The sequence below is a fragment of the Stenotrophomonas sp. 05L413 genome (genome assembly GCF_056397945.1).
In genome coordinates, this window is the sequence record NZ_JBFTOL010000003.1 from 305,993 (window position 1) to 329,572 (window position 23,580).

Annotated in this window: 22 protein-coding genes and 4 tRNA genes; 12 read left to right on the top strand and 14 right to left on the bottom strand. The window is 66.5% G+C overall.

The features are described 5' to 3' along the window. Positions 1-70 precede the first annotated feature (70 nt). Positions 71-595: a hypothetical protein gene (locus AC1DIQ_RS08045; protein WP_152151542.1), complete on the bottom strand. Its 525-nt coding sequence runs from the start codon at positions 593-595 to the stop codon at positions 71-73. A gap of 26 nt (positions 596-621) precedes the next feature. After that, positions 622-1,515 (bottom strand): 4-hydroxy-tetrahydrodipicolinate synthase, encoded by an 894-nt coding sequence (gene dapA, locus AC1DIQ_RS08050; protein ID WP_282262771.1) that lies wholly within the window; start codon positions 1,513-1,515, stop codon positions 622-624. 163 nt (positions 1,516-1,678) lie between these two features. Here dapA and AC1DIQ_RS08055 point away from each other — a divergent pair, with 163 nt between their 5' ends. The 10 genes from AC1DIQ_RS08055 to AC1DIQ_RS08100 all read left to right on the top strand — a co-directional run bounded on the left by AC1DIQ_RS08055 (position 1,679) and on the right by AC1DIQ_RS08100 (position 7,599). Next, a complete protein-coding gene (locus AC1DIQ_RS08055) occupies positions 1,679-2,239 on the top strand; it encodes a glycine cleavage system transcriptional repressor (protein ID WP_019183297.1) in 561 nt (186 codons plus the stop codon). Positions 2,240-2,317: 78 nt separating this feature from the next. After that, the gene (locus tag AC1DIQ_RS08060) at positions 2,318-2,797 is read left to right on the top strand and encodes a peroxiredoxin (protein ID WP_176989669.1); all 480 of its coding nucleotides are present in this window, start codon (positions 2,318-2,320) and stop codon (positions 2,795-2,797) included. A gap of 81 nt (positions 2,798-2,878) precedes the next feature. Then, positions 2,879-4,276, top strand: coding sequence for a PhoH family protein (locus AC1DIQ_RS08065; protein ID WP_152151538.1), 1,398 nt, complete (start codon positions 2,879-2,881; stop codon positions 4,274-4,276). Next, the gene (locus AC1DIQ_RS08070) at positions 4,273-4,779 is read left to right on the top strand and encodes a hypothetical protein (RefSeq protein ID WP_461770349.1); all 507 of its coding nucleotides are present in this window, start codon (positions 4,273-4,275) and stop codon (positions 4,777-4,779) included. Before AC1DIQ_RS08065 ends, AC1DIQ_RS08070 begins: the two co-directional genes overlap by 4 nt. Before the next feature lie 30 nt (positions 4,780-4,809). After that, positions 4,810-5,481 carry a YoaK family protein gene (locus AC1DIQ_RS08075; RefSeq protein WP_478049790.1) on the top strand — a complete coding sequence of 224 codons (672 nt, stop codon included), beginning with the start codon at positions 4,810-4,812 and terminating at the stop codon, positions 5,479-5,481. A gap of 43 nt (positions 5,482-5,524) precedes the next feature. Further along, on the top strand, positions 5,525-6,334 hold the full coding sequence (gene thiD / locus AC1DIQ_RS08080; protein ID WP_478049791.1) for a bifunctional hydroxymethylpyrimidine kinase/phosphomethylpyrimidine kinase: 810 nt from the start codon (positions 5,525-5,527) through the stop codon (positions 6,332-6,334). Next, complete coding sequence (locus AC1DIQ_RS08085; protein ID WP_152151532.1) at positions 6,331-7,170, top strand: alpha/beta hydrolase family protein; 840 nt, start codon at positions 6,331-6,333, stop codon at positions 7,168-7,170. Before thiD ends, AC1DIQ_RS08085 begins: the two co-directional genes overlap by 4 nt. 62 nt (positions 7,171-7,232) lie before the next feature. Then, positions 7,233-7,309, top strand: a tRNA-Arg gene (locus AC1DIQ_RS08090). A gap of 54 nt (positions 7,310-7,363) precedes the next feature. Then, a tRNA-Arg gene (locus AC1DIQ_RS08095) sits at positions 7,364-7,440 on the top strand. Positions 7,441-7,522: 82 nt separating this feature from the next. Then, a tRNA-Arg gene (locus AC1DIQ_RS08100) sits at positions 7,523-7,599 on the top strand. Positions 7,600-7,744: 145 nt separating this feature from the next. On the opposite strand, the gene AC1DIQ_RS08105 is transcribed toward AC1DIQ_RS08100, so the two are convergent. Further along, positions 7,745-8,893, bottom strand: coding sequence for an alpha/beta fold hydrolase (locus AC1DIQ_RS08105; protein WP_152151530.1), 1,149 nt, complete (start codon positions 8,891-8,893; stop codon positions 7,745-7,747). A gap of 123 nt (positions 8,894-9,016) precedes the next feature. Then, complete coding sequence (locus tag AC1DIQ_RS08110; RefSeq protein WP_152151528.1) at positions 9,017-9,943, bottom strand: LysR family transcriptional regulator; 927 nt, start codon at positions 9,941-9,943, stop codon at positions 9,017-9,019. Positions 9,944-10,083: 140 nt separating this feature from the next. Between AC1DIQ_RS08110 and AC1DIQ_RS08115 the strand changes: the two genes are divergently transcribed. Next, entirely contained in the window at positions 10,084-10,785 is a 702-nt protein-coding gene (locus AC1DIQ_RS08115) for a pirin family protein (RefSeq protein ID WP_478049792.1), read from the top strand. A gap of 55 nt (positions 10,786-10,840) precedes the next feature. Here AC1DIQ_RS08115 and AC1DIQ_RS08120 read toward each other — a convergent pair whose 3' ends face one another. The 3 genes from AC1DIQ_RS08120 to AC1DIQ_RS08130 all read right to left on the bottom strand — a co-directional run bounded on the left by AC1DIQ_RS08120 (position 10,841) and on the right by AC1DIQ_RS08130 (position 15,219). After that, positions 10,841-12,979, bottom strand: coding sequence for a TonB-dependent siderophore receptor (locus tag AC1DIQ_RS08120; RefSeq protein WP_478049907.1), 2,139 nt, complete (start codon positions 12,977-12,979; stop codon positions 10,841-10,843). A gap of 295 nt (positions 12,980-13,274) precedes the next feature. Then, the gene (locus AC1DIQ_RS08125; protein ID WP_478049793.1) at positions 13,275-14,423 is read right to left on the bottom strand and encodes an aldo/keto reductase; all 1,149 of its coding nucleotides are present in this window, start codon (positions 14,421-14,423) and stop codon (positions 13,275-13,277) included. A gap of 115 nt (positions 14,424-14,538) precedes the next feature. Further along, complete coding sequence (locus AC1DIQ_RS08130) at positions 14,539-15,219, bottom strand: ankyrin repeat domain-containing protein (RefSeq protein WP_478049794.1); 681 nt, start codon at positions 15,217-15,219, stop codon at positions 14,539-14,541. 187 nt (positions 15,220-15,406) lie between these two features. Here AC1DIQ_RS08130 and AC1DIQ_RS08135 point away from each other — a divergent pair, with 187 nt between their 5' ends. Continuing rightward, positions 15,407-15,784 carry a VOC family protein gene (locus tag AC1DIQ_RS08135; protein WP_478049795.1) on the top strand — a complete coding sequence of 126 codons (378 nt, stop codon included), beginning with the start codon at positions 15,407-15,409 and terminating at the stop codon, positions 15,782-15,784. A gap of 71 nt (positions 15,785-15,855) precedes the next feature. Here AC1DIQ_RS08135 and AC1DIQ_RS08140 read toward each other — a convergent pair. From AC1DIQ_RS08140 to ubiB, 7 genes are all read right to left on the bottom strand, one after another. Next, positions 15,856-15,948 (bottom strand) — tRNA-Ser (locus AC1DIQ_RS08140). Between the two features lie 81 nt (positions 15,949-16,029). Beyond that, positions 16,030-16,233 (bottom strand): carbon storage regulator CsrA, encoded by a 204-nt coding sequence (csrA, locus tag AC1DIQ_RS08145; RefSeq protein ID WP_019183311.1) that lies wholly within the window; start codon positions 16,231-16,233, stop codon positions 16,030-16,032. A 145-nt stretch (positions 16,234-16,378) separates the two neighbouring features. After that, positions 16,379-19,027 (bottom strand): alanine--tRNA ligase, encoded by a 2,649-nt coding sequence (alaS, locus tag AC1DIQ_RS08150; RefSeq protein WP_478049796.1) that lies wholly within the window; start codon positions 19,025-19,027, stop codon positions 16,379-16,381. A 107-nt stretch (positions 19,028-19,134) separates the two neighbouring features. Continuing rightward, entirely contained in the window at positions 19,135-19,626 is a 492-nt protein-coding gene (gene recX / locus AC1DIQ_RS08155; protein ID WP_123728918.1) for a recombination regulator RecX, read from the bottom strand. 110 nt (positions 19,627-19,736) lie between these two features. After that, positions 19,737-20,777 (bottom strand): recombinase RecA, encoded by a 1,041-nt coding sequence (gene recA, locus AC1DIQ_RS08160; RefSeq protein ID WP_123728917.1) that lies wholly within the window; start codon positions 20,775-20,777, stop codon positions 19,737-19,739. A gap of 204 nt (positions 20,778-20,981) precedes the next feature. Continuing rightward, complete coding sequence (gene lexA, locus AC1DIQ_RS08165) at positions 20,982-21,632, bottom strand: transcriptional repressor LexA (protein WP_478049797.1); 651 nt, start codon at positions 21,630-21,632, stop codon at positions 20,982-20,984. 237 nt (positions 21,633-21,869) lie between these two features. Continuing rightward, on the bottom strand, positions 21,870-23,549 hold the full coding sequence (ubiB, locus tag AC1DIQ_RS08170; protein ID WP_121041793.1) for a 2-polyprenylphenol 6-hydroxylase: 1,680 nt from the start codon (positions 23,547-23,549) through the stop codon (positions 21,870-21,872). Between the last annotated feature and the right edge of the window lie 31 nt (positions 23,550-23,580).

Genomic DNA, 23,580 nt, shown 5'->3' on the forward strand with positions numbered 1-23,580 from the left:
GCCGTCGGGCGCTGGCGGCAACGAAAAAGGGCGCCGACGGCGCCCTTTTCGTTTCTCTGACCGGTTCCGGTTACGGAGCCAGCTTCGCCTTCAGCTCGCCCAGCAGCTTGGTCGGGGCCGCCGCGGTGGCCGGCAGGCCACGCGGGTCGACGGCCGACACATAAGCACCGGCATCGACGGCGACCACGCGGACCAGGAAGTCGCTGCCTTCGAAGGCCACGTCGTAGGAACCCAGCAGCTGGGCCTTGCTGGCGATCTTCACGCCTTCAACGGCCTCCAGCGCGGTGCCGACCTTGGCGAACACCTCTTCCTTGGTGCCCGGCACGGTGAAGCCGGCGTTGTTGGCGGCCGCCGGGTTCGCGGCCGGGGCCGGACGCGCCGCCTGCGAGGCCAGCGAGGAGCTGGTCGCAGCGGTAGCGGCGGCCTGGCCGGCCGGGACGTTCAGATCCGGCGGCACTTCCAGCGGGCGCACTTCCGGGGCCAGGGCGTAGTCGCCCTTGGCGCCGCGCTTGAAGCAACCGGTGGTGCCGACGAGGGTGGCGGTAGCCAGGATCGCGAAGGACAGCACGCGGAAGGCGGAAACGGATTGACGCATGGGAATCTCCTGGGTGACCACTGACATCAGTGGTTGGATAGTGCTTCCAGCGCACCGATATCGGTGGCCAGGTGTTCGGCAGCGGCGTGATGGGCCGCGGACAAGGGCAGCAGCGGCAGGCGCAGGCCGTCACCAATGCCGATCCGGCGCAGCAGGTCCTTCACCGGGATCGGGTTGGACTCCACGCCGCAGAATTCATGGAACGGCTCGAGACGGGCATCCCACGACTCGGTCGCCTCGCGTTCCCCGGCCGCCGCCAGGTCGCACATCCGGCGGTAGGCGCCCGGCAGGGCGTTGGAGCCCACCGAGATCAAGCCATCCACGCCGGACAGGATGGAACGCGCGGCCGTACCGTCGTCACCGCTGAGGATGGCGAAGTCCGGCGTACGCAGGGCCAGCAGGGCATTGACGCGGCCCACATCGCCGACCGCTTCCTTGATGCCGACGATGTTCGGGTGGCGGGCCAGCTCGGCGACGGTCTCGGGCAGCATGTCGCAGCCGGTGCGGCCGGGCACGTTGTACAGGATGACCGGCAGGCCGCCCTGGTCGGCCACCGCGCGGTAATGCGCGATCAGGCCGGCCTGGGTCGGGCGCACGTACGGCGGGGTCACCACCAGCGCATGGGTCGCGCCGTTGGCGGCCGCACGACGGGTCTGCTCGATCGTTTTGGCCGTCCCCGACAGGCCGGTCCCGGCCAGTACCGGGATGCGCCCGGCGACGGTTTTGACCGCACTGCGCAGCAGCTGGTCGTATTCGTCGTCGGACAGGGCAGCGGCTTCACCGGTCGAACCGGCCACCACCACCCCGTGAACACCACCCTCCAGTTGCAGGTGCAGCAGGCGCTGCCAACCGTCGGGATCCAATGCGCCGTTCGCCTGGAAGGGCGTCGCCAGCGCGGTGATGAGACCGGAAAGGGACAAGGACATCGTGCTCGGAAGAAAGGGGGCACCGTGCCTGCGTAAACGCCGGCCAGATGTACGTTGCATGTTACTTGCGGGTCGAAAGCGCGGGCAAGTATGCTGGACTCCGGCGAACGTGCCGTCGCCGGCCGTTCAGACTCACCTTGTATCACCCGGAACCATCTTGACCGACACCACGCCGCGGCCTGCGCCGACCGAAAACCACCTCCTGATCAACGCCTATACGACGCATCCGGAGTCCCCCCTGCTGCCTGTGACCCGGCGTATCGCCGACAGTGGCTGCAATCTGGTCGATGCCCGCCTGGCCACGGTCGGGCGCGACGTGTCCGTGACCGCCCTGGCCACCGGCTCGTGGGACTCGGTGGCCAAGCTGGAGGCGATGCTGACCCGGCTGGAGCGTGAGGAAGGCCTGAAGCTGGTCTGGTACCGCACCGGTGCCAAGCAGGCGCAGTCCAACCTGCTGCCCTACATCGTGGAAGTGATCGCCGCCGACAAGCCGGGGATCCTGTTCCAGCTGGCCGATTTCTTCGACCGCCAGGGCATCACCATCGAAAACCTGCAGAGCACGCGTTACCGCGCAATGCAGACCGGTGCGGAAATGTTCTCCGCGCAGGTGACGATCGGGGTGCCGGCGAACATGCACATTGCCGCGCTGCGCGATGATTTCCTCGAGTTCTGCGATCACCTCAACCTCGATGCGATCATGGACCCGATGAAGTTCTGATGCTTCGCGCGTTCGTCACGGGCGCGCGGGGTTTCATGCAGTTGTAGTAGATCTACCCCAGGATCCGGAAAGGAACCCATGAACGACGGCGACACCCTGGACAGCACCACCCTCGCACTGCCGCTGGCGTTGTCCGGCGGCGAGACCACCACCCTCGGCGATCTGGCCGGCCAGTGGCTGGTGCTGTACTTCTACCCCAAGGACAGCACCCCGGGCTGCACCACCGAGGGCATCGATTTCAACGCGCTGCTCCCGCAGTTCACGAAGGCCGGCGCTCGCGTCTTCGGCGTCTCCCGCGATTCGGTCAAATCCCACGACAATTTCTGCGCCAAGCAGGGCTTCGCCTTTCCGCTGATCAGCGATGGCGATGAAGCGCTGTGCACGGCGTTCGACGTGATCAAGCTGAAGAACATGTACGGCAAGCAGGTGCGTGGCATCGAGCGCAGCACCTTCCTCATTTCGCCGGACAGTCGTATCGTGCAGGTGTGGCGCAAGGTCAAAGTGGCCGGCCACGCAGACACCGTCCTTGAAGCCCTGAAGGCCGCGAAAACCCAGTGATCAACCCGGCACCCCCAATGGCCATCACCCTGCCCCGCAGGTCGTGATGGCTTGTCCCTGTTCTGCCACCAGGAATTGACGATGACCCGAGGCAAGCGCATCTACGTACTGGATACCAACGTGCTGATGCACGATCCGACCGCGCTGTTCAAGTTCGAGGAGCATGATGTCTACCTGCCGATGCAGGTGATCGAAGAGCTGGACAACGGTAAGAAGGGCACCACCGAGGCGAGCCGCAATGCGCGCCAGGTCAGCCGTTTCCTCAATGAGCTGGTGCAGGCCTCGGGCCTGGACAACCTGGCCGATGGCATCCCGCTGCAGCGCCCGAACGGGCTGCAGCTGCGTGGCAAGCAGAGCGTGGGCCTGCTGCGTTTCCAGACCAGTCACTTCGATGCGGGCAAGAGCTTTGGCGCGGTGATTCCGGACAATGCGATCCTCGGGGCGATCCTGGCCCTGAAGGAACAGGTGCCCGAGATTCCGGTGGTGTTCGTGTCCAAGGACATCAACCTGCGGATCAAGGCGGCGATTGCCGGCATCGTCTCCGAGGATTACGAGAACGACCGCGCGCTGGACGATTTCAGCCTGCTCTATACCGGCGCCACCGAGCTGCCGGAAGACTTCTGGAAGAAGCACACCGACAACCTGCGCAGCTGGAGTGACAAGGGCCGCACCAGTTACGAAATCATCGCCAGTGAAGACGAGAGCTGGCACCCGAACCAGTACGCCTACCTGCCGGGCGACGATGAAGTCGAACTGCGCGTGGCCAAGGTGGACGGCGACAGGATCACGTTGTCGCTGGTCAACGATTTCCGCCACGGCAGCCATGCGGTGTGGGGCATCAGCGCGCGCAACCGCGAGCAGAACTTCGCGCTCAATGCGTTGATGGACCCGGAGATCGATTTCGTCACCCTGCTCGGCACCGCCGGTACCGGCAAGACGCTGCTCGCGCTGGCCGCCGGCCTGGCCCAGACCATGGACCAGCAGCGCTACCGCGAGATCATCATGACCCGCGCCACGGTCAGCGTCGGCGAGGACATCGGCTTCCTGCCCGGTACCGAGGAAGAGAAGATGACGCCATGGATGGGCGCGCTGACCGACAACCTGGAAGTGCTCACGCATACCCAGGAAGGCGGCGCGTGGGGCCGAGCGGCGACCAACGACCTGATCGCCAGCCGGATCAAGATCCGCTCGCTGAACTTCATGCGCGGGCGCACGTTCCTGTCGCGCTATCTGATCCTGGATGAAGCGCAGAACCTCACCCCCAAGCAGATGAAGACCCTGATCACCCGTGCCGGCCCCGGGACCAAGATCGTCTGCCTGGGCAACGTCGAACAGATCGATACCCCCTACCTGACCGAGACCACCTCGGGCCTGACCTACGCGGTGGACCGTTTCAAGAACTGGCCGCACAGCGCGCACGTCACGCTGCGCCGTGGCGAGCGTTCGCGCCTGGCCGATTACGCCTCGGAGGTGTTGTGAGCCGTCCCCTGTCCCGTGCCGTCCTGCCGCTGGCGCTTGCTGCGCTGGCGGCAGCCTGCACGCCCGCCAACACCCGGCCGGGCGCCAGCGTCCCGACCGCGATCAAGACCGGCCAGTCCTGGGTGGTGACCCGTCCCGTCGTCGCCGCCCAGGTATTGGATACCTGCTCGCGCTCCAGCCCCGGCCGCGACCCGGGGCGCATCACCGGCTACTGGGCCCCCAGCCGCCAACAGGTGGAGCAGCTGGAAGCCCGGTTGCCGTCGCTGGAGACGCAGGTGCCCAAGGCCGCCGATTTCGACCGCCAATATGTCGGCATCGAAATGGACGGCCGCCAGCTGATCTATCTCAACGCCTTCCATCTGCCCGACGACGCCGATATCGATCCGGCGCGCGATGCGATCCGGGTCTGCGATGGCGGCGCACAGTTCTGGGGCGCGCTGTTCGATCCGGCCAGCGGCAGCTTCTCGGATGTGCAGTTCAACGGCCCGCCCGCGGGCCGTTGATCGTGCCGTGACCACCCGCACGCACGCCGGATGAGCATCCGGCTGCCCACCTGGGTCTGGATCGGGGCGATCGCCCTGTCCTGCGTAGCCGGGATGGTCAACGTGGTCGGCTTCCTGGGGTTCGAACACCAGGCCGTCAGCCACATGACCGGCACCACCAGCCAGCTCGGCATGGCGCTGGCCCAACGCGACTGGCGCGTGGTCGGGCATCTGTGGGGGCTGTTGATCGCGTTCTGCGTGGGCGCGACGCTCAGCGGGGTGATCATCCAGGACAGCGGCCTGCAGCTGGGCCGCCGCTATGGCGTCGTGCTGGCGCTGGAATCGCTGTTGCTGCTGATCGCGATCCCGCTGTTCAAACAGCAGCAGATATGGGGGGCGCTGGCGGCGGCGATGGCCTGCGGCCTGCAGAACGCGATGGCCACCACCTTCAGTGGCGCGGTGGTGCGCACCACCCATCTCAGCGGCATGTTCACCGATCTCGGGATCGGGCTGGGCCACCTGATGCGCGGCCTGCCACTGCCGATCCGGCGGCTGACCCTGAGCGGGTTGATCGTCAGCGGCTTCCTGGCCGGCGGCGTGATGGGCGCCCTGTTGTTCCTGCGCTTCGGCTACGACGCCCTGCTCGCCCCCGCACTGCTCACCGGCGGCACCGGGCTGGGCTACATGCTGTACCGGCAGTGGGCACTGCTTCGGGCACGCTGAGGGCGCGGCAGCACTGCTGCGACAAACATTGCACAATTGGGGCATGACGCCTTCCAGCCCCGTTTCCGCCCTGACCATCGCCGGCTCCGATTCCGGCGGTGGCGCCGGCATCCAGGCCGATCTGAAGGCCTTCGCCGCCCATCGCGTGCATGGCCTGTCCGCGATCGCCGCACTGACCGCACAGAACACCCGCGGCGTTACCGCCGTACACGTGCCGCCGCTGGACTTCCTGCAGGCGCAGATCGATGCCTGCTTCGCCGATTTCGATATCCATGCGGTGAAGCTGGGCATGCTGGCCAACGCCGAAGTGATCGCACTGGTGGCCGACGCACTGGAAAAGCACCGCCCGCCCCATGTGGTGCTCGATCCGGTGATGGTCGCCACCAGCGGCGCCAAGCTGCTTGAAGACAGCGCACTGGCGGCGATGCGCACGCGCCTGATCCCGCTGGCCACGCTGCTGACGCCCAACACCCCCGAAGCGGAGCTGCTGCTCGGCCGGCGCATCGTCACCGCCGAGGATGCCGAAGATGCCGCCGATGCACTGCTGGATCTGGGCGCCGGCGCGGTGCTGCTCAAGGGCGGCCATCTGGACGAAGGCAGCCGCGTGATCGATCGCTACTTCGACGGTGTGACCCGCGAAGAATTCATCCATACCCGCCTGCCGGTGGATGCGCACGGCACCGGCTGCACCCTGGCCTCGGCCATCGCCGCACAGCTGTGCCAGGGGCTCTCGTTGCCCAACGCCTGCGAAGCGGCCATCGACTACGTCGCGCGTGGCCTGCAGAGCGGTTATTACCCGGGCCGCAGCGAGGTACTGGTGATCGACCACTTCGGCGCGGCACGTCCGGCATGATCGACGCCTCGCCCCTGCCCGTGCAGACCGGCGATGGCCATCGCGTCGAGTTGCTGGCGCGTGTCCCGGCACAGCCGCGCGCACGTCTGCTGTGGCTGCCGGCGCTGGGCGTGGCCGCGCGCCATTACCTGCCGTTCGCCGAGGCGCTCGCTGCGCGTGGCATCGCGGTGTACCTGCACGAGTGGCGTGGCAACGGCAGCAGCAGCCTGCGCCCGTCGCGCACGCAGGACTGGGGCTACCGCGACATCCTTGAGCAGGACCTGCCGGCGAGCCTGGCAAACGTGCCCGCAGACGCTGAAACACCCTTGATCATCGGCGGCCACAGCCTCGGCGGCCAGCTGGCCTGCTGTTTCGCCGGGCTGCATCCGCAGCGCTTCGCCCGCGTGTGGCTGGTCGCCAGTGGCACCCCGTACTGGCGCACCTTCCCGGCCCCGCGTGGCTGGACCCTGCCGCTGGTGTATCGCTTCCTGCCCTGGTTGGCCCAGCGCCAAGGGGTCCTGCACGGCAGGAAGCTTGGCTTCGGTGGCACCGAGGCGCGCGGGTTGATCCGCGACTGGTCGCGCGTGGGCCTCAACAACCACTACGCAGCCGCTGGCATGGCGACCGATCTGGAGGCCGGGATGCGCGAACTACGCGGCCAGGCGACCGCCGTGGTGATGGACCATGACTGGTTGGCACCGACGGGCTCGATGCAGGGCCTGCTGGCCAAGATGCCGGGCATGCGTGCGCAGCTCAGCGTAGTCAGTGCGCAGATGCTGGGTGCGCGTGCCGATCACTTCGCCTGGATGAAAACGCCCGAAGCCGTGGTGGAGCAGCTTCTTCGTTCATTTGAATGAAGACCTTCACAAAAACCGTTGACGAATGCGACGCCGATCCGCATAATTCCGCTCCTGTTGACGCGCCCGTAGCTCAGTTGGATAGAGTACCTGGCTACGAACCAGGCGGTCGGGAGTTCGAATCTCTCCGGGCGCACCATCAACAGGGTATCGATTTCGCCGTCGATATCAGCAATGAAAATTCGATGTAAATGCGCCCGTAGCTCAGTTGGATAGAGTACCTGGCTACGAACCAGGCGGTCGGGAGTTCGAATCTCTCCGGGCGCACCATTACATCGAACGGCAAGCGTGCTTGCCTTCCCGTCGAACGTGGCAACACGCGCGACAGGACACACAACCAGACAATGCAAATGCGCCCGTAGCTCAGTTGGATAGAGTACCTGGCTACGAACCAGGCGGTCGGGAGTTCGAATCTCTCCGGGCGCACCATTGCATCGACGAAGACAGCAACCATCGGTTGCTGTTTTTTTTTGCGTGGGTGCCAGCTGTCACCAGGTAGTGCCGGCCGCTGGCCGGCTCTCATGGACGCTGGACGATCGCGTGGAGCCGGCCAGCGGCCGGCACTACCGGGAGGTCATCCCCGCGGCTTGGCGTGGGCCTGGGCTGCCTGCATCGCCATCAGATCCGCTTCGCCCGGCAGTTCCGGCGCCGGGCAGTCGCCACCGGCATGGGCGTCGTGCGCCAGCCAGTCATCCACCACGCCGGCCAGCAGATCCACGCGCAGCGGCAGGCTGATGTGGTCTTCGCCACGCATTTCGATGTAGTGCACGCGCGGGCTGGCGGCAGCCAGACGACGGCCCTGCCCGACCGGCACATGCTGATCGTCCTGGCCATGCAGCAGCAGTACGCAGGTACGGCTGTCGGCCAGCGCGCGGGTGACGTCGACGCGATCCAGGTCCAGATCCAGACGCTGGCTGGCGGCGGCGATCACCTGGTCGATATCCTGCCCGCCGTAGCGCCAGCGCCCATAGGCGGCCATGGCCTGCGCCTTCCACGCCGTCGGCTGCAGCGACATCAGGTGCGGGATCATGCTGCGGATCGCATCGCCGGCATTGGCGAAGGATTCCATCGCCACCACGCCGGTGACCTGGTCGCCGAGCTTGTCGGCGGTGAACAGCGCGGTGGCGGCGCCGTAGGAAACGCCGAAAAGATACAGCGGCCCGACCACCTCCCCGCGTGCCCTCAGCGCAGCGATGACATCGACCACATCATCCGATTCGAATGTCCCGTAACCGGACGGGCCGGCGCCGGAATGACCGTGATTGCGCAGGTCGATGGTGACCACGCGGTAGCCCGACTGCGCCAATTGCAGCGACCACGGCAGCATCGCGTCACCGTTCATCATCCAGCCGTGCAGCAGCACCACCGTGCCGCGCGGCGCCTGCGGCTGGAACGGATGCGGCAGGTCCAGCGCCATGCCGGTGCGCAGCGGCTCGCCGTTGTCGTGCGGCTGGGGCAGGTAGTGGTAGCGCACCCCGTACTGGCCCGGGTCGAAGGCCCGCCAGAAGATCGGCACGCCGGCGCGGCCGGTCACGAGACCATGCCGGTTGGGGACGCTGTCCACCGCGTCGGCAATGCGCGCGGTGTCCAGCAGGGTGGACACACCACCGGGCGCGATCAGCCGATCACTCAACGAGGTCGAGGCGGCGGTGGAGGTCAAGGAGGAGCAGGCAGCCAGCCACAGGCCAGCCCCGGCCAGCAGCAACAGCAGCAAGCGCTTCATGGGCAGAGTCGTAAAAACCAATCGAGTCGGGCAGGTTACCGATCCGCTCCGCGCCGCTCTATCGCATCCGTATGACCATCCGATGACAGCGAGGCCAGGATTCAGGTTGGCCCCGGCGGCTGGCTAGCCCAGCCAGCCTTCCATCGTCGGCCACCACCCCGCCAACACCGCCGGCCGCTGCATCCGCTCACGCCACCACTTCAGCGCGGCTCCCTCCTCGCCGGTGCGCCAGGCCAGCCAGAACGTCTCGTCCGGCTTGGGCTCCTCGACCTGCTTGATCACCAGCCGGCCATCGCGCACCGCCTGCTGCACGTAGGGCTCGGGCAGGAAACCGAAACCAAGCCCGGCACATTGCAGGCGGAACTTGCTGACCATGTCCGGCACGGTGACGGTCTCCTGCCCCATCAGCAGGCCGACCGTGCGCGGCAGCAGCCGCCGCGCCGAATCGGCCACGGCGATCGCACAGTGGGCGGCCAACGACTCACGGCCCAGCGGCTCGGACGCGGCCGCCAGCGGATGCGAGGGCGCCACCGCGAACACGAAACGCACCACGCCCATCGGCTCGACCACATAGCCCCCGCCACTGGGCCCCTCGCCCGCCGCGCCGACCAGCAGGTCCGCGCGCCGGTCCAGCAGTGCCTCCCAGGTGCCTGACAGCGATTCACTGATCAGCCGCATCCGGGTCTGTTCGGCCACCGCAGTGAACGCGCGCACGTCCTCGGCCAGCAGCGCCGGCACGAACATCGAGTCGACCGCCACGGTCAGTTCGGCCTCCCAGCCGGAGGCTACCCGCCGCACCCGCATCTCCAGCTCCCGCGCCGCCCGCAGCAGATGGCGGCCCTCCTCCAGCAACGCCTCCCCGGCCGGGGTCAGGTGCGCGCGCGGGCCCACCCGATCGAACAGCTGCACGCCCAGGTCCTCTTCCAGCTTGGAGACCGTGTAGGAAATGGTCGAAGGCACCTTGTGCAGGGCCTTGCCGGCCGCGGCGAACGAGCCGCGGCGGTCGATGGCATCCAGGATCTGCAGGGCGTCGAGGCTGAGCTTGAGCATTCGAATTTTTCGATGATGGCTTGCGAAACTATCCGTTTTTCAACGCGCCGGAGCAAGCGGATACTGGCCGCAACAGGAAAGGGAACGGCAGCTGCCGCCCCGGACCGCCATCGAAACCATCGAACACCGAGGAGATTCCCATGCTGCAGATCCGCAAGAGCAACACCCGTGGCAAGGCCGACCATGGCTGGCTGAACTCCATGCACACCTTCTCCTTCGCCAATTACTACGACCCGCGCTATACCAGCTTCGGACCGCTGCGCGTGATCAACGAAGACCGCGTGCAGGGCGGCCAGGGCTTTGGCACGCACAGCCACAGCAACATGGAGATCATCTCCTACGTGCTCGGCGGCGCGCTGGAGCACAAGGACTCGATGGGCACCGGCTCGGTGCTGCGCTACGGCGATGTGCAGCGCATGAGCGCCGGCAGCGGCGTCAGCCACAGCGAGTTCAACCACTCGGCCGACGAGCCGGTGCACTTCCTGCAGATCTGGCTGTTCCCCGATCAGGAGAACATCACCCCGAGCTACCAGGAAACGCATTTCGCGCCGGAAACCAAGCGCGGCCAGCTGCGCCTGATCGCCTCGCGCGATGGCCGTGACGGTTCGCTGCTGATCCACCAGGACGCCAACATCTACGCCACCATCCTGGACGGTGACGACCGCGTCCACCTGCCGCCGGCCCCGCGTCGCGGCGCCTATGTACAGGTGGCCCGCGGGCAGCTGCAGGTCAACGGCATCACACTGGAGACCGGCGATGCGCTGCAGGTCAGTGACGAGGCGCAGCTGACGCTGGAAAACGCCAACGACGCGGAAGTCATCGTGTTCGAGCTGGCGCTGTAAACATCCGGCCGCAAACGCAGACACCCCGGTTGCCCGGGGTGTCGTTCGTTTTGGATCAGAACCTGTAGTTGAGGGTCAGGCGCACGTTGCGCGGCTCGCCCCAGGTGTAGGTGCTGTACCAGCTGAAGATCGTGTAGTAGTGCTTGTCCAGCAGGTTGTTGACGTTGAGCGTTGCCGAGAGCTGGTCGTTGAACTGGTAACGCGCCATGGCATCGAGCAGCCAGTAGGGCTCGGTGCGGTGGATCTGGCTACCGCCGGTGGCCGGGTTGGTGATGGTGCCGAACGTGCTGCCCTGCCAGCGCGCACCCCCACCGACGCTCCAGCCATCGGCCGCGCCGGTGAGGCGATAGCTGCTGTGCACGCTGAACTGATCTTCCGGCTCCAGCGTGGAGACCTTGGTGGACTGCTGGCGCGCGATCTTGTGCGCGTAGCCCCCCTGGATCTGCCAGCCCGGCGCGAGCTGACCGGACACTTCCAGCTCATAGCCCTTGGTGCGCACCCCCATCAGGCCTTCATAGGCGATCCCGCCGCTCGGCGTCCTGCCGCCGGTCGGCTGCGCGTAGTTGTCCTGCTCCAGCTGGAACACCGCCGCACTGGCATTGAGGCGACCGTCGTAGAACTCCGCCTTCAGGCCCGCTTCGTAGCTGCGCCCTTCCAACGGATCCAGCACCCGGCCCTGTTCGTCCTGGTTGCCCTGCGGCTTGAAGATGGTGCTGTAGCTGGCGAACACGGAGAAGTTGCGGTTGAGGTCGTACACCAGGCCGGCGTATGGCACGACCACGCCGCTCTCGTCGGTATCCGGAGATTTATAGTTGGCGATGCGGCTGCCGACGATCAGCTTGAGCGGATCGGCCAGGTCGAAGCGGCCCACCACATAGGCACCGCTTTCGCGGGTGACCTGGTTGTCACCGTAGCCCCACTGCCAGTCCGGCTCGGGCACATCGCCAGTCCAGGCGTAGTAGTCGGCGACGCTGCTCACGTAGCCCGGCTGCGGCGAGTAGCCGTTGTTGACCCAGCGCTTGCGCGACACGCTGCCACCGACGACCAGCTCATGCTGCCGGCCGAACCACTCGAACTTTCCGCTGACGTACAGATCGGCCGCGTTGCTGGTGGTCTTGCCGATGTACTGGCCCAGCCACATGCTCACGCCCTCACCGGTGACCGGATCCGGGTTGCCACCGGCCGCCGCGCCCAGCGAGGCGTCATAGCCGTTGACCTGGTGGTTGAGCTGCAGCTTGGCGACCCAGTCATTGGCGAAGGTGTGCTCCAGCGTGGCGAAGCCGGTGCGGGCGTACTGGCCCCAGCGGCTCCAGCGCGCGCCGTTGTTGAACGAGCGCGGCATTTCGTTGAAGTTGCCTGCACTGTCCAGCAACGGAATGCCGCCCCAGCTGGAGCCCTTGGGATCGCTGTCCTGGTAATCGGCACCGACGGTCAGCAGCGTGCTCTCGCCGAGGTCGGCTTCCAGGATGCCGTAGAACACCTCATTGCTGCGCTGGTAGTGGTCGACATTGGAATGCTTGTCCTGGTAGGCGCCCACGATGCGGCCGCGCACGCGGCCACTCTCAGTCAACGGCCCGCCGACATCGACTTCGGCGCGGTAGCTGTCCCACGAACCGACGCCCAGCGTGGCGCTGCCGGCCAGCTCCCGGGTAGGCTTCTTGCGCACCAGGTTGATGGTCGCGCCCGGGTCGCCCATGCCGGTCAGCAGGCCGGTGGCGCCCTTGAGCACTTCCACACGATCATAGATGGCCATATCACTGAGCGTGTTGCCCGCCGAGTAGGCCGAATCGCGTGCCATCGGAATGCCGTCGTACTGGAAGTTCTGCACCGCGAAGCCGCGTGCGTAGTACTCGGTGCGCTCGCTGTCATAGGTGACGATGCTCACGCCCGGCGTGACCTTCATGACGTCATCGATGCCGTTGAGGCCGAAGTCGTTCATTTCCTGCCGGGTGATCACGCTGATCGACTGCGGCGTCTGACGCGGGCTGAGCACCAGGCGGGTGGCCGTGGCGATCGTGCCGGGCGTATAGGAATCACTGCCTTCGGTCACGGTGCCGAGCTGGTTGGCGGTGACCTGCACGGTCTGGAGGGTCTGTGCGCCGTCCTTGGCCGGTGCGTCACCCGCCGGCGCCTCTTCGGCCTGCACGGCCGAGGCGGACAGGGCCAGGCCCAGCACGCAGGCCATCGCCTGCATCAACGGGGAGAACGCGGGAACAGCACGACGGCGACCCGAATGGATCGGGGCAACACGGAACGGAACGACGGACACGGCAATGCCTCCAGGCAGGAAGGGACTCCTCTGGCGGCGGCTGGAGGGAACGAATGGGCCGCATGATGCCGTATCCGGGTCTATCGCGAAAGACTATGGCGGAAATGACACCGAGCGGGGCCGTCCTGAAGACAGGTGACGCCCCCTCTACAGGCGGGGCGCCATCAGAGCCTCAGGGGGTGGCGATCAGCCCAAGCGATTCCCTGGTCCCGGAGCCGGCTCAGCCGCGCGGCACCGGCGCATCCGAAGCGATCAGCTTTTCCTGCTTCAGCTCGGCCCAGAACGCCGCGGGCACCGCCACGGACAGGGAGGCGACGTTGGCCAACACCTGTTCCGGCGTGCGCGCGCCCGGGATCACGGCCGAGACCACCTCCGGTGCATCGGCGAACTGAAGGGCGGCCGTGCGCATATCCACACCGTGGCGATCGCAGATGGCCTGCACCTTCGCGCGCTTTTCCGGCGCCCACGACGGCACCTTGCCGTCGTACAGATACCGGTCGCGCCCAGCCAGATAGCCGGCCAGCAGCGGCGAACCCACCACCACCGACGCACCGTGCGCGGCGATCTTCGGGAACGTGTCATGCAGCGCTTGGTCGTGATCCAGCAGCGAGTACTGGCAGGCGAGCAGGAAGATGTCCGGGTCCGCCTCGGCGACCGCACGCAGGGCGGGCTCAGGGCGGTTCACCCCGAAGCCCCAGGCCTTGATCAGCCCCTCTTCGCGCATGCGCGTCAGCGCCGGCATCGCGCCTTTTGCAGCCTCGGCGAAGCGCTGCTCCCACGGCATCCCAAGGTCCTTCTCGTTGTCCGGCGAGAGGTCATGGATGAAGACCACATCCAACTGCGACACACCCAGGCGGTTGAGGCTGTCCTCCACCGAGCGCCGCGTGCCGTCGGCGGAGTAGTCGTAGCGGTAATGGAACGGCGAGGGGTCCTTCCACATCACGTCCTGCAACTCACCGGCGGTGGCCGTCAGGAGGCGGCCGACCTTGGTCGACAGCGTGTACTCACGCGCGGGATGGTTGTGCAGATGGTGGCCGTAACGGCGCTCACTCAGACCAAGCCCGTACCACGGAGACGTATCGAAATAGCGCACGCCCGCTGCAAAGGCGGCGGCGAGGGTGGCGTCGCTCTGCGCATCGGTCGCGGCCGCAAACCCATTGCCGATCGCGACACCGCCCAAGCCCAGGCGGGTCTGCGGACGATAGCGCCTGCCCTGCTGTGCGGGGTTGCCCGGCAAGGGCTTCGCCGAGGCCTGGCCGCGGGTGGGCAGGACGCTGCCCGGGCCGGCCGACTGCGCCATCAATGGGGCGGCGGCGAACGCGGCGGTGCCGGCGGCTGCAACGGAAAGGAAGTGGCGGCGTGCGTTCACGGCGACTCCTGTTTCTGCGGGGGAAGCGCACACCCTGGCAGAGCGGCGGTGCAGAGCATGCCTGTGCGGCGTCAAGGCAGCGGCAACATTGCGATGCCGGTGCGCACGCGGGACCTCAGCCCTGACGCGCGCCTGCCGCAAGAAGCAGGGTCTCGATCTCGCGGTAGCCGCGCTGGCGTGCATGCTGCAGCGGCGTGATGCCTTCACCGTCGGCCAGGTCCACATCCGCCTTCGCGGCAATCAGCTGACGGACGATCTCGACATGCCGTGGGCCACCATCGGCCAGGATGATCGCCTCCAGCAGCGCGGTCCACTGCAGGTTGTTGACGTGATCCACATCGACACCTGCTGCGATGAGCGTCGCCACGGCCTCCACGTGCCCGCGTTCGGCCGCTGGAATGAGTGCGGTGCCGCCGTAGCGGTTGGTGCTCTTCAGGTCGGCGCCAGCGCTCAGTGTCGCGCGCAGGATCTCAAGATGCCCTCGCGCCCCGGCGTACAGGTAAGGGCTGTCCTGGATCGCATCCTTGGCATTGACGTCGGCACCGGCCTGGATCAGCGCAAGCGCGGCCTCAACATGGTTGTGGTGGGTCGCGACCAGCAACGGGGTCGCCTTCGCCGCGCCGCGCGCATCCACCTGTGCACCCTGCCCCAGCAGCGTACGCACCGCCGCGGCATCGCCCTTTTCCGCCGCCCGGTGCAGGCGCTCCTCCAACGATGCGGCACCGACCGGCATGACCATGCCCATCAGCATGCTCACCACCACCCAGCCACGCAGTGACCTCCGTCCCATCGACATGCTCCTGCTCATTTCACGGGGGGCGCCCGGTGGGGCGCCGCTACACCAGACCGTAGCCGAGCCGCCGCGTCGGCACCAATGAAGATTGGGGATCGACTGCATGCGCCATCCGAATGTGCCGACCCGCGCGCCGTCCGCCTGTTTCATGCGACGCTGCGCGCGACATTCGACACGGACGCACATCACCATGCTGCATCACATTTCCCTGGGGGTGCGCGATCTCGCCCATGCCGCCGCCTTCCATGACGCCGCGCTCGGCGCGCTGGGCATGCGCCGCGTCTTCGAGGACGACGAGGCCATCGGCTATGGGTATGCCGACGACGAGGATCTGCTGTGCTTGAAACTGCGGGCCGACGCCTCGCCGCCTGGCGCGGGATTCCACCTGGCCTTCGGCGCACCTTCCCGTGAGGCAGTCGATGCGTTCCACCGCGATGCACTGGCGGCTGGCGGCACCTGCAACGGGGCGCCGGGGCTGCGCGAGGACTATGGCGATCACTACTACGCCGCCTTCCTGATCGATCCGGATGGGCATCGGATCGAAGCGGTCTGCAAGTCGATCGTTTGACCCGGATCGCACAAGCGGATCGCACAAAGAAAAAGGCCTCCGTACTTGCGTACGAAGGCCTTTTCTACAACTGGCGGAGCGGGAGGGATTCGAACCCTCGATAGAGTTTTAAGCCCTATACTCCCTTAGCAGGGGAGCCCCTTCAGCCACTCGGGCACCGCTCCAGTGTTCTTGGTCCGCCGCTGCGATGAATCATCTCAGCGGGGGCGCGAATAATAACGTTTTCCGCGCCCTCAGGTAAAGCCTTAATCCGAAGAATTTTCACTTCCGGATGCATTCGGCTCATCGCCGCGCTGGATCCGCTGGTAAATCTCTTCGCGGTGCACGGCCACGTCCTTCGGAGCGGTGATACCGATACGCACCTGGTTGCCCTTGACGCCGAGCACGGTCACGCTGACCGAGTCACCGATCATCAGGGTTTCGCCTACACGGCGAGTCAGGATCAACATTTGTTCAAGTCTCCAGGGGAACCGGTGGTGGCATTTCCCCACCGGCTTGGCGCCCCGGCAAGAGCGCCCCACGACAACGGGAAAAGATTCGCCATAGTACCGTCAGGCCTCCCGACCCATCAAGGAGCAGGAGGCTTCAGGCTGTTCAGATACGGGGGGTGACCCAGTCGACGACGGCGGCCAGTGCAGAAGCAAGGGCGGGCCCGTCCTCACCACCACCCTGGGCGAGGTCCGGGCGGCCGCCGCCCTTGCCCCCGATCTGACTGGCGATATGGGCCAACAGTTCCCCGGCCTTTACCTTGCCCATTGCGCTGCCGTTCACGCCTGCGACCAGGGCCGCCTTGCCGTCCTGGGTGCCGGCCAGCACGATCACCGCATCGCCAAGCTGCTGCTTGAGTCGGTCGATCGCATCGCGCAGCGCCTTGGCATCGAAGCCTTCCAGGCGCGCGGCCAGGATCTTGATGCCGTTGACCTCGACCGCGGCGCCACCGAGATCGGCGGTCGCACCGGCAGCCTGCTTGGCCTTGAGCGCCTCGAGCTCGCGCTCCAGCTTCTTCTGCCGCTCGCCGAGCTGGCGGATCTTGTCGACCACGTCGCCGGCATTGCCGCCAAGCAGTGCCGCCGCTTCGCTCAGCTGGGCTTCTTCATGGGCCACGTAATCCAACGCGCCCTGCCCGGTGACTGCTTCGATACGACGCACGCCCGAAGACACACCGCCTTCGGCAGTGATCTTGAACAGGCCGATGTCGCCGGTGCGCGACACATGCGTACCGCCACACAGTTCGGTGGAGTAGTCGCCCATCTTCAGCACGCGCACGTGCTCGCCGTACTTCTCGCCGAACAGCGCCATCGCGCCGAAGTCGAGCGCTTCCTGCATGCCCATGTTGTGGACTTCAGCGGCGTTGTTGGCGCGCACCTGCTCGTTGACCTTGCGCTCGATGATCGCCAGGTCTTCGGCGCTGATCGGCGCGAAGTGCGAGAAATCGAAGCGCAGGCGATCAGGCGCGACCAGCGAGCCCTTCTGCTGCACATGGGTGCCCAGCACTTCGCGCAGGGCGGCATGCAGCAGGTGGGTGGCCGAGTGGTTGAGGATGGTCGCGCCACGGCGCTGGCCATCGACCTGACCGGACAGCACATCGCCGACCTTCAGGCTGCCCGCGGTGAGCTTGCCCACGTGGCCGTGGAACTGGCCCGCGAACTTCTGGGTGTCGCTGACCTCTACCTGGACGCCGGCGCCGGTCAGGGTGCCGTTGTCGCCGACCTGGCCACCGGACTCGGCGTAGAACGGGGTCTGGTTGGTCAGCACGATGACGTCATCGCCAGCCTGCGCGCTCTCCACCGGGCGGCCGTCCTTCAGGATGGCGACCACGGTGAGGTCGTCGGCCTGCAGGCGGTCATACCCCAGGAACACGGTCGGCTTGAGCGTGGCGACCAGATCGGCCGACAGGGTCACGCCGCCGCCGAACTTGCCGGCCGCGCGCGCGGTCTCGCGCTGGGTGTCCATCGCGGCGTTGAAGGCGACCATGTCCACCGTCATATCGCGCTCGCGGGCGATATCGGCCGTCAGATCGACCGGGAAGCCGTAGGTGTCGTACAGGCGGAACGCATCAACGCCCGGGATCACGCCGTCGCTGACCTTGGCCGCGACGTCGTCGAAAATCTTCATGCCCGAATCCAGCGTTTCCGCGAAACGCTCTTCTTCGGCCTGCAGGGCGCGCACAACCGTGTCGACCTGCGCCGGCAGTTCCGGATAGGCCACGCCCATCTGCTCGACCAGCGTCGGCACCAGCTTGCTGAAGAACGGCTGGCGCACACCGAGCATCCAGCCATGGCGCAGGGCGCGGCGGATGATCCGGCGCAGCACGTAGCCGCGGCCTTCGTTGGACGGCAGTACGCCATCAACGATCAGGAACGAGCAGGCACGGATGTGATCGGCGATCACGCGCAGCGACTTGTTCTCCAGATCAGCCATGCCGGTCAGCTCGCTGGCCTTGCGGATCAGCGCCTGGAACAGGTCGATTTCGTAATTGGTGTGGACGTGCTGCAGGATCGCCGCCAGACGCTCCAGGCCCATGCCGGTATCCACGCACGGGGCCGGCAGCGGCACCAGGGTGCCGTCGGGCTGGCGGTCGAACTGCATGAAGACCAGGTTCCAGATCTCGATGAAGCGGTCGCCGTCTTCATCCGGCGAACCCGGGGGGCCACCGGCGATGTGGTCGCCATGGTCATAGAAGATTTCGGTACACGGGCCGCACGGGCCGGTTTCGGCCATCTGCCAGAAATTGTCCGACGCGAACGGCGCACCCTTGTTGTCGCCGATGCGCACGATCCGCTCTTCCGGGATACCGACCATGTCGCGCCACAGCGCGTAGGCCTCGTCATCGGTCTGGTACACGGTGACCAGCAGGCGCTCGGCCGGCAGCTTCCAGACCTGGGTCAGCAGCTCCCAGGCCCAGGCGATGGCGTCCTTCTTGAAGTAATCGCCGAACGACCAGTTGCCCAGCATCTCGAAGAAGGTGTGGTGGCGCGCGGTGTAGCCGACCTGGTCCAGATCGTTGTGCTTGCCACCGGCGCGCAGGCAGCGCTGGACGTCGGCCGCGCGCACGTAGCTGCGCTTCTCGGCGCCAAGGAACACGTCCTTGAACTGCACCATGCCGGAGTTGGTGAACAGCAGGGTCGGATCATTGCCCGGCACCAGGGGCGCCGACGGCACGATCGTGTGGCCTTTGCCCTTGAAGAACTCAAGGAAATCGCTGCGGATCTGGGAGGTAGTGAATTTGACGGATGCGTTCATGGGGGGCTGGCTTTGTGCGGGCCGGTCAGTCCCTGGCACGCAGCCCCAATGGCCGGGTGTCAACTGCAGGACCGCCGAAACCACAAAGGGTATCAGGCCCGGGCCGCTCAGTCCTCAGGGTCGTAACGGGTGGCCTGGCGGATGCTGTCGCCGGGGAACCCCCGGCGGGCCAGAAGATCGGCGGCTTTGCGCCGTGCAGGCAGTTCCTGCGGGCCAGCCTCGCCAAAACGGCGGCAGACCAGGTCGCGGGCATTCTCGGTCCAATCGCCTTCGAAGGTGTCCATGGCCGCAGCGATCTGGTCGCTGTCCAGGCCATGCGTGCCCAGTTCGGCGCGGATGTGGATCGGTCCATAGCCGGTATTGGCCCGGATCCGGACCAGATTCTCGGCAAAGCGGGTGTCATCCTGCCAGCCGGCCTCGGCCAGCTTGCTTACCGCAGCTTCGGCGGCTTCGTTCTCGATGCCGCGGGCCTGCAGTTTGCGGGTCAGCTCTTTACGCGAATGTTCGCGGCGCACCAGCAGCCCCAACGCCCGCTGGACCGGCGTCTGTTCCTGGACACGGCGCTTGCGCCGGGGTGCGGGGGCTTCGGAGTCTTGCATGGCAGCGGTCCATTACAGTGCGCCGTCCTTGGCGCCATCCCGTCGGGGATTCTTGAAACTGCAGGCCAGGGCGAGCGTCACTGACGGCGCTGCCCTGCCCCGCAGGAAACTCACTCGGCGTCGTCTTCAGCCTCGTCGCCGCCTTCACGCACGGCTTCTTCCGGCTGGAACTTCTCGCGCAGCTCGGCTTCCAGACGCTGGGCGATCTGCGGGTTGTCGCGCAGATAGCCGCGGGCGTTGTCCTTGCCCTGGCCGATCCGCTCTTCGCCGTAGCTGTACCAGGCGCCTGCCTTCTCGACCAGCTTGGCTTCCACGCCCATGTCGATCAGTTCGCCTTCGCGGCTGATGCCTTCGCCGTACAGGATCTCGGTGATGACCTGCTTGAACGGGGGCGCCAGCTTGTTCTTGACGACCTTGATCTTGGTCTGGTTGCCGATGATCTCGTCGCCCTTCTTGATCGCGCCGATACGGCGGATGTCCAAGCGGACCGAGGCGTAGAACTTCAGCGCGTTGCCGCCGGTGGTCACTTCCGGGCTTTGGCCCGGCATCATGACGCCGATCTTGTGCCGCAGCTGGTTGATGAAGACCACCAGGGTGTTGGAGCGCTTGATGTTGCCGGTCAGCTTGCGCAGCGCTTGGCTCATCAGACGGGCCTGAAGGCCCGGCAGCTGGTCGCCCATTTCGCCTTCGATTTCGGCCTTGGGGGTCAGCGCGGCGACCGAGTCGACCACCACGATGTCCACCGAGCTGGAGCGCACCAGCATGTCGGCGATTTCCAGCGCCTGCTCACCGGTATCGGGCTGCGAGAGCAGCAGGTCGTCCACGTTGACGCCCAGCTTGGCGGCGTAGATCGGATCCAGCGCGTGCTCGGCATCGATGAAGGCCGCAGTACCGCCCTTCTTCTGGCATTCGGCGATCGCCTGCAGGGTCAGGGTGGTCTTGCCCGAGGATTCCGGACCGTAGATCTCCACGACACGCCCCTTGGGCAGGCCACCGATACCGAGCGCGATATCCAGCATCAGCGACCCGGTGGGGATGACCTCGACCGCTTCGACGACGCGGTCGCCCATGCGCATCACGGCGCCCTTGCCGAACTGCTTTTCGATCTGGCTCAGCGCGGCGGTGAGGGCGCGCTTTTTGTTTTCGTCCATCGGAGTGGTCCTTGCAGAGGTCGTATCGGTGGAGGTGCTGTCTTTGGAAGTCTTCTTGGCCATGGGTTCACTTTAAGGCTGGCGTATCGCACGGGCTGAGATTCTGCCCGGCGTTCGGAAAAAAATTATCGGACATCCGTACCAACCTCAGCAAAACCAGAGATGTGCCACAAAAGACCGCGCGTGATTCAAAGGGGAACAGGGTCAGCGGTTGGGCCGCAGCAACCCGCAATAGAGGCCTTCGATGGCGAAGTCCTGGTCGGGCAGCACTTCGATCGGCTTGTAATCGGGATTGCGCGGCAGCAGGCGGATCCGGTCCTTGCCCATCTTCAGCAGCTTGACCGTGATCTCGTCATCGATGCGGGCCACCACGATCTGGCCGGAGCGGGCGTCGCGGGTGCGGTGCACACCGATCAGGTCGCCGTCGAAGATGCCTTCGTCGATCATCGAGTCGCCCTGCACTTTCAGCAGGTAGTCCGGCGCGGGCGAGAAGAACACCCGGTCGAGCACCACGAAGTCGTCCGAGCCGATATCCGCGCCGATCGGCAGACCGGCCGCGACCCGGCCCAGCACCGGCAGGCGCAGGACGTGGTCCGGCAACGCCGAGGCGGGCAGCGATTCGGGCAGGCCGTTCTGCAGCGCCGGTGCCTGGACCAGCCGGATGCCGCGGGCCTGGCCCGGGATGCGACGGATCGCCCCGGCCTGCTCCAGCGCTTCCAGATGGTATTGGGCTGCGCGGACGCCCTTGAAGCCGAACGCACGGGCGATTTCCGTCTGCGACGGCGGTGCGCCATCGGTCTCTATACGCTCGGCGATCAACTGCAGGATCGCGTGCTGGGTATCGGTCAGGTCCATGGTTAGTAGTATTACTACTAACGATGCGGGCACGCAAGTGCCCGCAGAGGAAGAACAGATAGAAGAAGGGTGGTCCACGCCCAACCGAAGCCGCCAGCAACACCTGTAGCCACCGACCGTTGGTCGGTGACCGCGCGAACGCGCGGCAATGGCGTCCGACCAACGGTCGGACCTACACGTAATCCCCCGCTTACGCGGGAGATTCCGGGGATCCTTCGGATCCCAGCGGTTAGAACCCTACGGGTTCTTACCGCTGCGCCAGATCGAGAACAGGATCCACACGCCACAGAAGCCGGCACCGATGAAGCCGGCCACGCCGAGCGCAAGCAACCAGCGGCTGGAGATGCCGCCGACGCTGTGCATGACGATCGAGGAGCCGATGATCAGCGCGGCGGTCACGATACCCATGACCAGCCGATTGGCGGCACGGTTGACCTGGTCGCCGAAGCCCTGCAGCGCAGTGGTTTCGATCTTGAGCTGGAGCCGGCCGCGGCGCGCCATCTGCAGCAGCCTGCGCACGTCGCGCGGCAGGTCGCCGACCAGGTCCATCACCCCGACCAGGCTGCGCTTGCCGCGCTTGAGCATCGCGCCGGGCGAGTAGCGCTGCCACATCACCCGCTCCAGATACGGGCGCGCGGCGCTGGCCATGTCGAACTGCGGGTCGAGCTGGCGGCCCATGCCTTCCAGGGTGAGGAAGGTCTTGATCATCAGCGCCAGATCGGCCGGCAGGGTCAGCGCGTACTGGCGCAGCAACTGGGTGATGTTGCCCAGCATCAGGCCCATGTGCAGGTCTTTCAACGGCACCCCGCGGTACTGGTCCACGAAGGTGCTGATGTCCTGCTGCAGCCGCGACTCGTCCACCTCCACGCCACCGGCCCAGTCCAGCAGCACGTCGGCCACCTGCTCCGGCTCCTGGGTGACCAGGCCGTGCAGCAGCTGGGCGACCTGGAAACGGCGCTGCTCGGAGATCGCGCCCACCATGCCGAAATCGATCACGCCGATGCGGCCGTCGCGCAGGTAGATGATGTTGCCCGGGTGCGGATCAGCGTGGAAACAGCCGTCCTCCAGCACCATCTTCAGCACGATGCGCGCACCGGTGCGGGCCAGCAGCACGCGGTCCAGACCGGCCGCATCGACACCGGCCAGATCGCGACCGGGAATGCCGTCCACGAAGTCCTGCACGTTGAGGCTCTCGCACGTCCACTGCCAGTGCACGTTGGGGATCAGGATGTCGTCGCGGCCCTGGAAGTTGCGCGCGATGCGCTCGGCATTGCGGCATTCGGCGGCAAAATCCAGCTCGCGGCGCAGCGACACCTGGAACTGCTGCACCACCTCGGCCGGGCGATACCGCTGCAGGTCGGGCAAGCGCGCTTCCACGATCTCGGCCAGCCGCGCCAGCAGGCGCAGGTCGGCTTCGATCACCTCGCGGATGCCCGGACGACGGATCTTCAGCACCACGGCGGTGCCGTCATGCAGGGTTGCGCGGTGCGCCTGCGCCAGCGAGGCCGCGGCCATGGGCGTTTCATCGAGCCACGCGAACACCTCGGTGGCCGGCGCGCCGAGATCGCGTTCGAGCTGCTCACGCACCTGCGCATATGGCAGCGCGGGCACGGCATTCTGCAGTTCGGAAAATTCCGCGATCCAGTCCGGCGGGAACAGGTCCACGCGGGTGGCCAGCACCTGGCCGAGTTTGACGAAAGTGGGTCCGAGGTCTTCCATCGCGCGGCGCACGCGCACCGGCGCGGTCATCCGCAGCATCTGCTGGGTGTCGTTCCAGTGCAGCAGGCGGCCGGCGCGCTCGAGCACATCGGCCAGGCCGATGCGGCGCACGAGGTCGCCGAAGCCATAGCGGATGAGGACCGACGCGATTTCCTGCAATCGCCCCAGGTCACGCACGGTACCCAGCGTTTCCCACATCGGCCCACTCTCCTGTCAGCACACCCGGTCA